Below are 14681 nucleotides of genomic sequence, written 5' to 3'. Positions count from 1 at the left end.
CGCGTCACTCCGGCAGCCGGACGAACACGCCGGCCTCAGCCACCCGCGGTCTCAGCCAGCGCCCGCAGCAGCCGCGTGCACGAACCGGTCAGCCCCCCACCGTTCGGCGAGCGCCCCCACCGGCGCCGCCGGCAGCAGATCGGCGAAAGCACCCACCGGCACGTCCCGCACCACCGCCACCACCCCCACCGCGGCACGCGCATAGTCCCGGGCGCCCTGCAACCGACGCCGCGCCCCGGCCGGCAGACCCACACCGCCGTCGGCGTCAACCGCGGCGAGCACCGCCGCGAGCGACCCGAACCGGGTCAGCAGCGCCGCGGCGGTCTTCGCCCCGATCCCCGCCACCCCCGGCAACCCGTCACTGGAATCACCGCGCAGCACCGCGAAATCGGCGTAGGCCCGCCCCGGAACGCCGTAGCGTGCCGTCACCGCCGCCTCGTCGACCACCGCGAACTTCTCCACCGCGTACCGCACCCGCACCCCGGCCGCGTCGTCGACGAGCTGGAACAGGTCCCGGTCACCGGTCAGGATGTCCACCTCCCCCCGGTGACGGGTCGCCAGCGTCGCGATCACATCGTCAGCCTCGAACCCGGCGGCCTCCGCCCGGGCGATCCCGAACGCGCCGAGGACCTCGCCGATGATCGGGAGCTGGACGAGCAGGTCGTCGTCCACCCGCTCGACCTGCCCTGCCCCGACCCCGCCGGCCCGGTGTGCCTTGTAGGACGCCAGCAGCGCCACCCGGAACGCCGGCCGCCAGTCGGCGTCGAAACACGCCACGACCCGCTTCGGGCGCACCTCGCCGATCTGCCGGGCCAGCACGTCGAGCAGTCCCCGCACCGCGTTCACCGGGGTGCCGTCAGGAGCCCGCACCGAACGCGGCACCCCGAAAAACGACCGGAAGTACAGCGACGGGGTGTCGACAAGCATCAGCCGCCCGTCCGCCCCCGCCCGCTCACCCACAAGCACCGTCCCACCCTCCCCACGCACACAGCCGGCACCCATCCCAACGGGACCAGACCACGGACCAGAAACATCCACATCATCCTCACCACGGACCAGAAACATCCACATCATCCTCTGTCCTCCTGCATACGCTCCGAACGTGCTGGAAGATCTCGACCGTCAAATCGTGCAGCTGCTGTGCCGAGATGGGCGTATGAGCTTCACCGACCTCGGCCGAGCCACCGGCCTGTCGGTCTCCGCCGTCCATCAACGCGTCCGACGCCTGGAACAGCGTGGAGTGATCACCTCCTACACGGCGCTCGTCGACCCCGCCCAGATCGGCCTCCCCCTGACCGCCTTCATCTCGATCACACCAATCGACCCGAGCCAACCCGACGACGCCGCCGACCGACTCGCCCACATCGTCGAGATCGAGGCCTGCCACAGCGTCGCCGGCGACGAGAGCTACCTGCTCAAGGTGCGGGTCGCCACCCCCGGCGACCTCGAGACGCTGCTGCAGCAGATCCGCGCCGCCGCGAACGTCTCCACCCGCACCATGGTCGTGCTCTCCACCCCCTACGAAGGACGCCCCCCGGACCGGACCGGCCGCCGCTCACCGCCTCAGGGCACGGCCACTACCCGGATCGAACAGATGGATCCGCGTCATATCCAGCGCGGCAGACTCACCACCGTGACCGACAACGCCCCCCGACCCGCCCGCACCATCCTGTACCGGGGCGGGCGCATCCACACCCCGGCCGACCCGTTCGCCACCGCGATGCTCACCGACGGCGACACCATCGCCTGGGTCGGCTGCGACGCCGCCGCCACCCGCCTCGGCGCTGACACCGTCATCGACCTCGACGACGCCCTGATCACCCCCGCCTTCGTCGACGCCCACGTCCACACCACCGCCACCGGCCTGGCCCTCTCCGGCCTCGACCTCACCGGCACCCCCACCCGCGCCGCCGCCCTCACCGCCCTCACCGCCCACGCCCACCGCCGCCCCGCCACCACCCTGTTCGCCACCGGCTGGGACGAGACCACCTGGGCCGACGACCCACGCCCGCTCACCGCCACCGACCTCGACCGCGCCGCCGACGGCGCCCACGTCTACCTCGCCCGCGTCGACGGCCACAGCGCGGTGATCTCCTCCGCGCTCGCCGCCGCCTCCGGTGCCCCCCACCACCCCGGCTGGCACCCCGACGGCACCGTCACCGGCCACGCCCACCACCTCGCCCGCCGGACCGCCGACGCCACCCTGACCCCCACCGGGCGCCGCGACGCCTGGAACACCACCCGCACCCGCGCCGCCGCCCTCGGCATCGTCGCCCTGCACGAGATGGCCGGACCCGACATCTCCTGCGCCGACGACCTCGCCGGCCTGCTCGCCCACGCCCGCACCGTCCCTGGGCCCGACATCGTCGGCTACTGGGCCGGAGACATCGCCACCGCCGTCGAACTCGGCACCGCCTGGGGCGGCGACGCCTTCGTCGACGGCTCCCTCGGCTCCCACACCGCCGCCCTGCACACCCCCTACACCGACGCCCCCCACACCTGCGCCACCACCCACCTCGACGCCGACACCATCCGCGACGCCGTCCTCGACTGCGCCGACGCCGGCCTGCAGGCCGGCTTCCACGCCATCGGCGATGCCGCCATCACCACCGTGCTGGACGGCTTCGAAGCCGCCGCCACCACCCTCGGCTACAACCGGATCACCGCCGCCCGCCACCGCCTCGAACACGCCGAAATGACCGCCCCCGACCACCTGCCCCGCATCGCCGCCCTCGGCCTCGTCGTCAGCGTCCAACCCGCCTTCGACGCCCGCTGGGGCGGCGAGAACGGCATGTACGCCACCCGCCTGGGCCCCACCCGTGCCGCCGCCATGAACCCCTTCGCCGCCATGAACCGCGCCGGCATCCCCCTGGCGTTCTCCTCCGACGCCCCCGTCACCCCCCTGGACCCCTGGGGCGCCGTACGCGCCGCCGTCACCCACCACACCCCCACCGCCCGCCTCTCCACCCGCGCCGCGTTCACCGCCGCAACCCGAGGCGGCTGGCGCGCCGCCCGCGCCGACACCGACGGCCACGGCACCCTCGCCCCCGGCGCCCCCGCCACCTACGCCGTCTGGGCCGTGCCCGGCGAACTCGTCGCCCAAGTCCCCGACGACCGCATCGCCGCCTGGTCCACCGACCCCCGCGGCGCCGTCGCCGGCCTGCCCGACCTGTCCGCACCCACCCCGACCTGCCTACGCACCGTCCTACGCGGCCGCATCCTCCACGACACCCTCACCTGAACATCACCGACCCGCACCTGAGCATCGTCCCCGCCCCACTGGGCACCCACCAGTCGCTTTGGTTTCGCCGGCGAATAGTGACACGGACCCGAGTCCCAGGCCGTCAAGACCGGCAGGACCGCCACACGCCCGCCGACCAGGGCCGGCGTGCTCAACGCGACCCACGTGACCGAAACTGGTCCGGTGACCCCACCGCACCAGGCGGCCGGTGACACGGCCCCCACCCCACCAGCCGTCCCCGAACCGCAGGTAAACGGCAAACCACGCACGGGCCCGCGGCCAGACCCAGCAGGCCTGCGACCCACCCTGCTCCGCCACACCCGACGCCCGCTCGCCGCCCTCCTCGGCGGCGCCCTGCTCTACCTCGCCACCCCACCGGTCGGCTGCTGGCCCTTGGCCCCCGTCGCGGTCACCCTGCTCACCCTCGCCGTCCGCAACCGGCGCCTGCGCGCCTCCTACGGCCTGGGACTGCTGTTCTCCCTCGCCTTCTGCATCCCCCTCCTGCGCTTCGTCTCCTTCGTCGGCGCCGACGGATGGCTCGTGCTCTCCCTCGCCGAAGCCGCCATCCTCGCCCTCGTCGCCCCCGCCACCACCCTCGTCTGGCGGCTACCCGGAGCCTGGCTGTGGACCGCCGCCGTCTGGGTCGCCCAGGAAACGCTGCGCAGCCGAGCCCCCTTCGGCGGCTTCCCCTGGGGACGACTCGCCTTCACCCAGCCCGACAGCCCCTTCACCGCCCTGGCAGCCCTCGGCGGCGCACCCGCCGTCACCGCCACCGTCGCCGCCACCGGCGCCCTCACCGCCCTCACCATCGTCAGGATCACCACCCCCACCCACGGCACCGGCACCGGCACCACACCCACCCCCCGCGCCCTCCCAACAGCCGCCGCGGCCCGCCGCCTCGCCGCCCCCATCCTCGGCACCGCCGCCCTCACCCTCACCGGTCTGCTCGTACCCCTGCCCACCACCCCCGAGCACGGCACCCTCACCGTCGCCGCCATCCAGGGAAACGTCCCCGCCGACGGCGGCTACCACGCCCTCGGCCGCGCCTTCCAGGTCACCGCCAACCACGTCACCGCCACCAGGCACCTCGCCACCGACGTCACCACCGGAACACGCCCACAACCCGACCTCGTCCTGTGGCCGGAGAACTCCTCCGACCTCGACCCCCTCACCAACCCCGCCGTCGCCACCGCCCTGCGCGCCGCCGCCCGCACCGCCGGCGCCCCCCTCCTCGTCGGCGCTGTCCTGGGCGGTCCCGGACCAGGCCACCTCCGCAACGCCGGCATGATCTGGACCGCCGACGGCTTCACCGGCCAGATGTACGTCAAACGCCACCCCGTCCCCTTCGCCGAATACCTCCCCGGCCGCGCCCTGCTCGAAAAACTCATCCACCGCTTCGCCGACGAGATGCCCAACGACTTCCTCGCCGGCACCACCCCCGGCACGCTCCACGCCGCCGGCACCACCATCGGAGACATCATCTGCTTCGAAGTCGCCTACGACGGCCTCGTCCGCGACACCGTCAACCACGGCGCCGATATCCTCGTCATCCAGACAAACAATGCCTCCTTCGGTCGCAAGGGTGAAAGCCAACAGCAACTCGCCATGTCACGCCTGCGCGCAGTCGAACACGGCCGGGCCACCGTCCAGGTCTCCACCAGCGGTGAAAGCGCCATCATCACCCCCGACGGCACCCTGCTTGCCAAAACCGGCCTCTACGAAGCAGGCATCCTCACCGCCGCGCTACCCCGACGTACCACCCGCACCCTCGCCGACCAGGCCGGGATCCTCCCGGAGGCGCTTCTCATCGCCCTCGGCCTGACCGCCATGATGGCAGGGGTGATCAACGCCCGGTGAACCCGCCCCACAAGCCCGGACCGTGACACCGCCAACGACGACACCAGCACCACCCGACCCGCCGCACAGCCCGCACCACCCGGGCCGGCATGACCAGCACCCCGTAACCGGCACACCACCAAACCCCATGACCCCGCGAAACGACACCGACAGCGCCACCCACCGTGACGCCACCCGGGCAGACACCGCCGCGGACATGGTCCCTGACCAGGAGAGGAAGCGCGTGGATCCCAACCGCGTTGTCGTCTGCGTCCCGACCTACAACGAGCGGGACAACCTACCGGACACCGCCCGCCGCCTGCGGACGGCCAACCCGACGGTCGACCTGCTCGTCATCGACGACGCCAGCCCCGACGGCACCGGGAAGATCGCCGACGAACTCGCCGCCTCCGACGACCACATCCACGTCCTGCACCGCGAAGGCAAATCCGGCCTCGGCACCGCCTACGTCGCCGGCTTCTCCTGGGCACTACGCCACGGCTACACCGTCATCGTCGAAATGGACGCCGACGGCTCCCACCAGCCCGAGCAACTACCCCGCCTGCTCGCCGCCCTCGACCACGCCGACCTCGTCATCGGATCCCGCTGGATACCCGGGGGAGAGGTCCGCAACTGGCCGCGGCGCCGCTTCCTGCTCTCCCGCGGCGCCAACCTCTATGTCCGCGCCGCCCTCGGCATACCCCTACGCGACGCCACCGCCGGCTTCCGCGCCTACCGCGCCGACGTCCTCCGCGACCGCGACCTGCACCGCGTCACCTCCCAGGGCTACTGCTTCCAGGTCGACCTCGCCTGGCAGGCCTGGCGCCGCGGCTTCCGCGTCCACGAAGTCCCCATCACCTTCGTCGAACGCGAACGCGGCACCTCCAAGATGAGCAACGCCGTCGTCGCCGAAGCCCTCTGGCGCGTCGCCTGGTGGGCCGCTATCACCCGACGCCACCGCCCCACCCCGAAGACAACCACCACCGACACCACACCCCACGGCACCACACCCCACGAGCCCCTCCACACCCCCCAGGACCGTAGCGTCACCTCCGGCCACGCCTGAATCCGACGCCCACCAGCCGAACCAGCCCCCACCACCGCCCAACCCGACCCGCGGCCGCACGGAACCAGCCGGCACAACACGATGCGACACCCGGCCGGACCCGACGCGGCCACCACAGCCGCCCGGGCACGGCTCAACCCGCCCCGTGCCCGGCACCCCCCACCGCACAAACGCAACACAAACGAACACAACACAACGAACCGACCGCGGACACGGCGGAAGGCCGGACACGGCAACCACCCCGCGCCCGACCCCTTACCGCACAACCATCCAAACGATCAGACCGATCAGGCTGAACGCCTGTCCGCACCGGTACCCCGCAGAACGGCCAACCGCTCCGCCAAGACCTCCTCAAGGTCATCCGTCGTCCGACGCTCCATCAGCATGTCCCAGTGCGTACGCGGCGGCTTCGCCTTCTTCGGCTCAGGCCGCTCACCATCGACGATGACCGATGCCCCACCACAAACCCTGCACTCCCACACCGACGGCACCTCGGCCTCAGCCGCGAAGGGCATGGTGAACTGGTGGCCGTTCGGACAGTCGTAGGACGCGGACTGCCGTGGGGCAAGCTCGGTGCTGCGGTCAGTCTCGTAGGACACAGCACCGAGACGGCTTCCCCGCAGGATGCGCTCGCCCATATAACTCCTCCGAGCGTCGAGACGTGTGCAACTACCCCTCGACAACGTTCCAGCCAGCCCAGACGTTCCCACCGACGAAGAACCACCAACACGACCATGAACACCCAGCGCTCCCACTCCACCACAAAACACCGCACCCCCCGCTCCCGAACCCTGCACACCACCACCATCGGCATCACCCGCGCCACCATCGGCATCCTCGCCCTCAGCCGCCCTGTCGACACCATCCGCCTCACCGGCGTCGACCGCGTCACAGCCGCCAGGCTCGCCCGACTTGCCGGCATCCGCGACCTCGCCCTCGGTGCCGGCCTCCTCCACGCCCTGACCACCCGCCGCGATACCACCACCTGGCTGTGGGCCGGAATGATCGCCGACGCCGCGGACGTTGCCGTCCTTACGACCGCCACCACCCGCGGCGAACTCCCACCCATGATCGGCACCGCCATGACCACCGCCGCCGTCCCCCTCACTCTGCCCCGACACCACCCGAACACCGATACACCACCGACCACCGACACCGGGGGAGAGCACCACCACCCCGCCCCGCCCACTCCAGCCCGCAGAAAGGCAGCCGTCGCACCATGACCGAGACCGACCCCCACGACACCACCACCCCCGCGGCCACCACCGGACCCGACAAAATCGTCAAGACCGACGAGCAGTGGCGCGCCGAACTCGACCCCGAGCGCTACGCCATCCTCCGCCGCGCCGCCACCGAACCCCCCTTCACCGGCGCCTACACCTACAGCAAAGAAAATGGCACCTACCGCTGCGGCGGCTGCGGCGCCGCCTTGTTCACTTCCGACACCAAATACGACTCCGGCTCCGGCTGGCCCAGCTTCACCCAACCCGCCGTCGCCGACGCCCTCGAACCCGTCGAAGACCATTCCCACGACATGATCCGCACCGAAGTCCGCTGCGCCCGCTGCGGCGGACACCTCGGCCACGTCTTCGACGACGGACCCGGCCCCACCGGCCAGCGCTACTGCATGAACAGCCTCGCCCTCGCCCTCGACCCGAACTCCCGCTAGAAAACCCCGACCGACCCGTCGACACCTCCACCCCCATCGGCCGGCCGTTCTTCCGCAAGGCGACCGCTCGCCGAGTGCGGTGCGGCCCGTCGTCACTGATGACGATCTTTCTCCATGCCTCGGCCCACACCTGCGGGTCGCCGTCGCCGCGGCGACGGCGACCCGGACCGAACATCTGCGGCTGGTGGCGCCGTGGCGCCCTACCTGGGGTGGCGGCTACCGGCGGGCCTGGAGCTGAAGGAACAAGTCGCGCACACCCGCGCCGAGGCGCAGCGGGGTGAGAGATCCGTCCGCGTTTTACGGGAGGTTCGTCCAACGGTGGGAAGCGACGTTGTTGTCGATCGACTGGCCAGCGCCTGTGCCCATCCCTGCGTCGAAGGTGTACGGGGCGAGGTCCGGGAGGTAGACGCCGTTGTAGACTCCCCGGCGAGCGCCGCTGTAATTCGTTCCCCAGTACAGCCAGACGTCGTCTAGGGAGCCCGGGTAGCCGTTGTTCCACAACGAGGAGATCTGGTTGCGGCAGCTGCCCCAATCGGCGGAGTCACCGAGGTACGAGGTGCACCACGAATTGCCGGAGGGGTCCACTGCCTCGGTGTCTCGCCACAGCCACAGGCGGCCGTCGGCCGTGGCGTTGGCGGAGGCGTCCGGGGCGGTGGCGGGGGCGCCGAAGGCCGGCCGGTTTGGCGGGCAGCACGGCCGCGCTGGCGGCCGCTACGGCCAGGGCACGGTAAATGGTGCGCATGATGGTCTCCCTTTTCGGTGTGTTCTTGGATGGTTTTCTCTTCCGCCCCGTCACATGCGGTCAGCGTAGCTGCGCAGTAATAGGGCGAGCTCGGGGCAAAGCTGCGAGCTGGAGCCGGTGGGCGGTATCCAGCTCTGCGTGGTATTGGCGGTTGAGCCGCTCGGCGTGCTCCAGGTCGAGCGCCTTGGCTTTCGCGGCCAGACCGGAAACGGCAGCGCAGCGTGCCTCGGTGACGGCAAATCCGATCTCCTGCTCACGGGGCAGCGAGGTCTCTTTCTGGTCCGGCAGGGCCTTCTCACGGAGCTCGGCAGGGCTGCGGTAAGGGCGACCGGCGGCGCGCATACATTCAGCCCACGGTTTGACGGCCTGGTCGAACCGCGGGTCTGCCAGCACGTGCTGTGAGCGGACCTGCGGGAGGGATTCCATGGTTACCTTCGCCTGGAACCAGGTAGGAAGGTCACCGTAGAGGGTGCGCTCGGCTTCCGACTGACAGCCCTGGGAGCTGCGCTGCAGCACCATGCCGTCAGGAGCGCGAGCGGTGACTTCAACAGGGTTCTGACCGTTTGCGGCCTTCAGGGCCTGCGCTCGGCGGGTGGGCGGCAGAGAGCGGAAGTATTTCTGGTTGACATCGGACTCGCGGGCCTTGGCCAACTCATCCTGAATGTCACTGCCGTAGCCGTGCCGGCGAGCCCAGGACAGATCATCGATGACGTAGGGAAACTCTCGGGCGTCGGGGACGGGAAACTGGGGAACGGGGTGATAGAATTCGTAATGAAGTAATTAATGCAAGCCAATATGCGTCTTCGCAGGTCACGGGCTCGCGAGGACCCCGAAGTGAACAAGTTATTTTATTCCGAATCCATAGTTGAAGCCGTGTTCCCCCATACAATTGCGCAGCAGGAGTTGTTCCGCCTCATACAGCGTGGTCTTATCCTGCGCGGTGAGTTCCCGCAGCACCGGACTGAGGCCCGGGCCGCTGACGTGCTCCTGCTGTTGCCCAGACACGCCACCCAGCACGCCTGCACTCGCCGTGGAGACGGCGAATGCTGTGGCCAGCAGAAGCCCCGCGTTGCGCCTCAGCCTTTTCATGACGACCCTCCCTTCCGCTGTCATGTACGGGAAGCTAATATCGCTTCTTCTTTCTTTTCGTGAGGGCAGCATAGATCGGGTACACCGGTGTGTGACCCTGCCAGATGACAGGGTCACACCAGAACCAGAATCTGAAACTTGATGCCGTCAGACGGCACGGCGGGCTGCCCTGCACCTCTGGTGATCCATGGTGATCCAGGTGGTGGGCAAACACCTTCGGCGGGCATCCCACATGGTGAGCGCCCGCCTGCTCCGTGCCAGGTTCACGCCGGGCCCTCCCCCATCCCACCAAAAACGCCGATAATGAGCATTATGTCAAGTAGAGCCGGTCGCAGGGTCTCCCCTCCTCGGCCCCGTGCCGCTCAGCCGCAGTTGATCGACCGGCCCGGATGAACGTGACACATCTCGACCGGCGATGTCCCCCATCCGGATGCCGCCGGTCGAACCACACACGTCGAACCTCGCCACCGGTAATGATCAACGTTGATTATCTTGAAACGAGACGGTAGACGATTGTGCGAGCGCTGGCTGGACTCCGTCGGCCAGCCGTCGGCCGACGAATTTGGGGGACCTAGGCACGGTCTGCGGTCCCCAAACCGTGACTGGCTCCCCATAATTCGGCCACCGTCCGGATACCCTCCCCACCCGATGCGCCTACCCAGAGGCTCCGGGTGACCGGGCGGGCAGGTTGTGCAGACCGGCCTGGGCGGCGGCCGCCGTGCAGTATCCGGTGGACGGCGGCCAGATCCCAGCTGGCGCCGATCCGGATACCGGCGGCGAGCGGCACGCGCGCCGCGGACCGCGCCGACCACCAGACCCAGCGGGGTGCCAGCAACGCCTCGATCTCGGCGAGCACCCGCGCGATCTGGCCGGCCCCGGCCAGCGGATCCCGGCGGGCGAACCCGTCGGCCCGCAGCCGGGCGAGCCGGCCCGACTCCGGGTAGGACGGGGATGCCGACGTCACTGGTCGATTCTCACCGGCGGGTCCGACAGTTCACGCCCCTCCGGACCGCTTCTCACGGTCGCCGCACCGGTGCTCACGGTAGCAGCACCAGGGTCCGCGGCGCCTCCGGCGGCCGGTGGCAGCCCGGTGACGCGACGCGCCCGAAGAGCTACAAAGCCGAAATGCCCACGTTGGAAACGTTGAGCGGCAAGAATCCGACGACGGGAGATCGGAACCTTCGCGGGAAGAGGCGGTTTCATGGCAGGGCGGGACAACGAGTACGAACGCCCCATCCTGCTCAGCTGCGGCGGCTGCGACGTGCGCTGGACGGCGCTGACCGCGGCGCACTGCCCGTCCTGCCACGAGACCTTCGCCGGCACCACCACCGGCTTCGACGCGCATCGGGTGAAGGGGACCTGCCTTTCCCCGGAACGGGCCGGGTTGCGCCGCGACCGCGGATACTGGCTCAGCGGAGACGAACAGCCGCCCGGCCGCATCCTGCGGGTCTCCGACCGGCGGGGCGGTTCGGCCGGCCCCGCGGGCGCCGGCGGCGGCGCGGTACGGATGGCCGGCTGACCGAGCCCTCCCCTCACCGGACGGTAGGCGGATCCCACCTGCCGCCTGCGGCCGGGACTGGATGGCCGAGCCGGTCGCAGCAGGCACGACGCCAGGCATGGTGGTAGGGACGTGCCACCGTCACGGTGTAGTGGACGGACGGGGTAAAGGGTGCCCGTCAGTGAAGATTCGACCGAGGTGGCACGCTCAAAGCCCGTGCCGGTTTTTCTCCGATCAAGCTACGACGTTGTTTCTCAAAGGACCGCGCCCGCGTCCACGCGGCGGGCGGCGATCCGTTTGGCGGTGGGCCACCGCACGTCGTGCACCCAGCCGAGCTTCTCGAACAGGCGGATGAGTGCGGCGCTGGGATCGATCTGGCCGGGAAGGACATGGATTTGGCCGTACCGGACGCGGTAGCCGTAGATTTTATGATAATGGACTCGGTGCTGCCAGATGCAGCGGCAGAGGCGACGATGGCCGACTGCAGTTCGGATTCACGGGACACGTGTTTCCCTCCGTGTCTGGGGGATTGTCAGTGCTACCTGTGGTCGGTTTTCCGGATCGGGGCGTTGGTGCTACCCGCCAGAACCGGGTTGGGTGTACCCCCGCATCGAGGCGTGGAAAGCGGACTTCACGAACACCGCCCACTCCGGGTAGCAAAGCGTCACGGACCGCCCACCCGAAAGCCGTGGGCGACGTTCATCAGGCACGATCGAACGACCATGACACTCACCGACCACCTTCCCCCGACTTCCGGCACCGGCCATGACGGCGAACGGGTCCCCCACCCGAAGGACCCCGACTCGAAGAACCCGGACCTGACCGGCCCCGGCGGCGGGCCTGATCCCGACGCACTCTAATGACGCGTTCACCGAGTGGGTCGCAGAGCAGGGGCTGGAGCTGTACCCGGCACAGTCTGAGGCGCTGATCGAGATCGTCTCGGGGTCGAACGTGATCCTGGCGACGCCGACCGGGTCGGGCAAGAGCCTGGTCGCGGCGGGGGCGCACTTCGCGGCGCTGGCGGCGCGGCGGCGTACCTTCTACACCGCGCCGATCAAGGCGCTGGTGTCGGAGAAGTTCTTCGCGTTGTGCGCGATGTTCGGCGCGGCGCAGGTCGGGATGATGACCGGGGACGCCAGCGTGAACGATACGGCGCCGATCATCTGCTGCACGGCGGAGGTGCTGGCGAACATCGCGCTGCGCGACGGGGTCGCCGCCGACGTCGGTCAGGTCGTCATGGACGAGTTCCACTACTACGCCGATCCCGACCGCGGCTGGGCCTGGCAGGTGCCGCTGCTGGAACTGCCGCACACCCAGTTCATCCTGATGTCGGCGACGCTCGGCGACGTGTCGCTGTTCGAGGCGGACCTGACGCGGCGCACCGGGCGCGGCACCGCGGTGGTGCGCTCCGCGCAGCGTCCGGTGCCGCTGTTCTACCGGTTCGTCACCACGCCGATGCACGAGACGATCGGTGAGCTGCTGGAGACCCACCAGGCCCCCGTCTACGTCGTGCACTTCACCCAGGCGCAGGCGTTGGAACGGGCGCAGGCCCTGATGAGCGTGAACGTGTCGACCCGGGCGGAGAAGGACGCGATCGCGAGGACGATCGGGAACTTCCGGTTCACCGCCGGGTTCGGCAAGGTGCTGTCCCGGCTGGTCCGCCACGGCATCGGGGTGCATCACGCCGGGATGCTGCCGAAGTACCGCCGGCTGGTGGAGCAACTCGCCCAGGCGGGGCTGCTGAAGGTCATCTGCGGCACGGACACCCTGGGGGTGGGGATCAATGTGCCGATCCGCACGGTGGTGTTCACCTCCCTGTCGAAGTACGACGGGAGCAGGGTGCGGCTGCTGTCGGCGCGGGAGTTCCACCAGATCGCCGGGCGGGCCGGGCGGGCCGGCTACGACCCGGTCGGCAACGTCGTCGTGCAGGCCCCCGAGCATGTGATCGAGAACGAACGCGCGTTGGCGAAGGCCGGGGACGATCCGAAGAAGCGGCGCAAGGTGGTCCGCAAGAAACCCCCCGAGGGCAGCGTCGGGTACGGCCTGGCGACGTTCGAACGGCTCGTCGCGGCCGAACCCGAGCCGTTGACCTCCCAGTTCACCGTGAACCACGCGATGCTGCTCAATGTGATCAACCGGCCGGGGGACGCATTCGCGTCGATGCGCCACCTGCTCACCGACAACCATTCGGATCGCGCCACCCAGCGCCGGCTGATCCACCGGGCGATCGCGATCTACCGGACGCTGCTGGCGGCCGGGGTGGTGGAGCGCCTCGGCACCCCCGACGAGCTGGGCCGCAGCGTGCGGGTGACGGTGAACCTACAGCTCGACTTCGCGCTCAACCAGCCGCTGTCCCCGTTCGCGCTGGCCGCGCTGGAGCTGCTCGACCCGGCCTCCCCCTCCTATGCGCTGGATGTGCTCTCGGTGCTGGAGGCGACCCTGGACAATCCCCGGCAGGTGCTGCACGCCCAGCTGTCGAAGGCGAAGGGGGAAGCGGTCGCGGCGATGAAGGCCGAGGGCGTCGACTACGACCGGCGGATGGAGCTGCTGGAGGAGGTCAGCTATCCCCAGCCGCTGGCGGAACTGCTGGGCGCGGCGTTCGGCCTGTACCGGCGGGGGCATCCCTGGGTCGACGATTACGAGCTGGCGCCGAAGTCGGTGGCGCGGGAGCTCTACGAGCGGGCGATGACGTTCGCCGAGTACGTGGCGTTCTACGGGCTGGCCCGCTCCGAGGGGCTGCTGCTGCGCTACCTGGCCGACGCCTACAAGGCGCTGCGCCAGACGGTGCCCGAGGACGCCCGCACCGAGGAGATCGTCGACCTGACCGAGTGGCTGGGGGAACTGGTCCGCCAGACCGACTCGAGCCTCCTCGACGAGTGGGAGCGGCTGAGCAACCCGGCCGGGGACGGTGCGGGCGCCCCGGGCGCCGCGGGCGCCGCGGCGGGCGGTGGTGGCGTCGACGGGCGGCCACCGGCGGTCACGGGCAACATCCGGGCATTTCGGGTGCTGGTGCGCAACGCGCTGTTCCGCCGGGTCGAGCTCGCCGCGCTGCGCCGCTACGACACGCTCGGTGAGCTCGACGGCGGGTATGACGGCGGGTTCGACGCCGACGGGTGGCGGGCGGCGTTGGAGCCGTACTTCGCCGAGCATGGCGAGATCGGGACCGGTCCGGACGCGCGGGGGCCGGGTCTGCTCATCCTCGACGAGAAGCCGGGGACGCCGGGGGCGCCGGGGATGTGGACGGCGCGGCAGATCTTCGACGACCCGGCCGGGGACCATGACTGGGGCTTCAACGCGGAGATCGACCTGGCCGCCTCGGACGAGGCCGGGGTCGCGGTGGTCCGGGTCACCGCCGTCGACCGACTCTGACGCCCGTAGAGGAACACAAAATCCGTTCCCACTAGGGTATTTGGTGAGGATCGTCCAATTACCAAGGGGCTGGTTGCGGTGACGAGCGCGGACCGGCACGACCCGGAGGTCGGGCAGTGGTGGAAGACTCTCGCGGAGGAAGGCAGCCCGGTCGATCTCAGGACCGACCAG

At 70.2% G+C, this 14681-nt stretch carries 11 protein-coding genes and 3 pseudogenes; 8 read left to right on the top strand and 6 right to left on the bottom strand.

What is annotated here, in order from left to right; translation table 11 throughout:
• Positions 1-35: 35 nt before the first annotated feature.
• A pseudogene (locus tag AC08OT_RS06995) lies at positions 36-927 on the bottom strand (5'-3' exonuclease).
• On the opposite strand from AC08OT_RS06995, the pseudogene AC08OT_RS06990 reads away from it, so the two are divergent.
• The 4 genes and pseudogenes from AC08OT_RS06990 to AC08OT_RS06975 all read left to right on the top strand — a co-directional run.
• Positions 851-1504: pseudogene (locus AC08OT_RS06990) on the top strand (Lrp/AsnC family transcriptional regulator); the annotation flags it as partial. The pseudogenes AC08OT_RS06995 and AC08OT_RS06990 overlap by 77 nt on opposite strands.
• 90 nt (positions 1505-1594) lie before the next feature.
• The gene (locus AC08OT_RS06985) at positions 1595-3241 is read left to right on the top strand and encodes an amidohydrolase (RefSeq protein ID WP_476602654.1); all 1647 of its coding nucleotides are present in this window, start codon (positions 1595-1597) and stop codon (positions 3239-3241) included.
• A gap of 165 nt (positions 3242-3406) precedes the next feature.
• Positions 3407-5098, top strand: a complete 1692-nt coding sequence (lnt, locus tag AC08OT_RS06980) for an apolipoprotein N-acyltransferase (RefSeq protein WP_476602647.1) — start codon at positions 3407-3409, stop codon at positions 5096-5098.
• Between the two features lie 223 nt (positions 5099-5321).
• Positions 5322-6143, top strand: coding sequence for a polyprenol monophosphomannose synthase (locus AC08OT_RS06975; RefSeq protein WP_476602646.1), 822 nt, complete (start codon positions 5322-5324; stop codon positions 6141-6143).
• 287 nt (positions 6144-6430) lie between these two features.
• On the opposite strand, the gene AC08OT_RS06970 is transcribed toward AC08OT_RS06975, so the two are convergent.
• Positions 6431-6781, bottom strand: coding sequence for an RNA polymerase-binding protein RbpA (locus AC08OT_RS06970; RefSeq protein WP_462187849.1), 351 nt, complete (start codon positions 6779-6781; stop codon positions 6431-6433).
• A gap of 96 nt (positions 6782-6877) precedes the next feature.
• Here AC08OT_RS06970 and AC08OT_RS06965 point away from each other — a divergent pair, with 96 nt between their 5' ends.
• A complete protein-coding gene (locus AC08OT_RS06965) occupies positions 6878-7366 on the top strand; it encodes a DUF4267 domain-containing protein (protein WP_476602645.1) in 489 nt (162 codons plus the stop codon).
• Positions 7363-7812 (top strand): peptide-methionine (R)-S-oxide reductase MsrB, encoded by a 450-nt coding sequence (gene msrB, locus AC08OT_RS06960; protein WP_476596252.1) that lies wholly within the window; start codon positions 7363-7365, stop codon positions 7810-7812. Before AC08OT_RS06965 ends, msrB begins: the two co-directional genes overlap by 4 nt.
• A gap of 297 nt (positions 7813-8109) precedes the next feature.
• On the opposite strand, the gene AC08OT_RS06955 is transcribed toward msrB, so the two are convergent.
• The 4 genes from AC08OT_RS06955 to AC08OT_RS06940 form a co-directional block, all read right to left on the bottom strand.
• Positions 8110-8397 carry a hypothetical protein gene (locus tag AC08OT_RS06955; protein ID WP_476594439.1) on the bottom strand — a complete coding sequence of 96 codons (288 nt, stop codon included), beginning with the start codon at positions 8395-8397 and terminating at the stop codon, positions 8110-8112.
• A 217-nt stretch (positions 8398-8614) separates the two neighbouring features.
• Positions 8615-9205, bottom strand: a complete 591-nt coding sequence (locus AC08OT_RS06950) for a hypothetical protein (protein ID WP_476594438.1) — start codon at positions 9203-9205, stop codon at positions 8615-8617.
• A gap of 192 nt (positions 9206-9397) precedes the next feature.
• Entirely contained in the window at positions 9398-9643 is a 246-nt protein-coding gene (locus AC08OT_RS06945) for a hypothetical protein (protein ID WP_476594437.1), read from the bottom strand.
• A 571-nt stretch (positions 9644-10214) separates the two neighbouring features.
• Positions 10215-10607, bottom strand: a complete 393-nt coding sequence (locus tag AC08OT_RS06940; protein ID WP_476594436.1) for a hypothetical protein — start codon at positions 10605-10607, stop codon at positions 10215-10217.
• A 237-nt stretch (positions 10608-10844) separates the two neighbouring features.
• Here AC08OT_RS06940 and AC08OT_RS06935 point away from each other — a divergent pair, with 237 nt between their 5' ends.
• Together AC08OT_RS06935 and AC08OT_RS06930 are read left to right on the top strand one after the other, a co-directional pair.
• Positions 10845-11162, top strand: coding sequence for an FDXHR family putative zinc-binding protein (locus AC08OT_RS06935; RefSeq protein ID WP_476594435.1), 318 nt, complete (start codon positions 10845-10847; stop codon positions 11160-11162).
• Between the two features lie 701 nt (positions 11163-11863).
• Positions 11864-14510: pseudogene (locus AC08OT_RS06930) on the top strand (DEAD/DEAH box helicase).
• Positions 14511-14681: the final 171 nt, after the last annotated feature.

This window comes from Frankia sp. CgJB1 (assembly GCF_977947065.1).
Note: the sequence above shows the minus strand (reverse complement) of the source record. Positions and strands in the feature narration are given on the sequence as shown.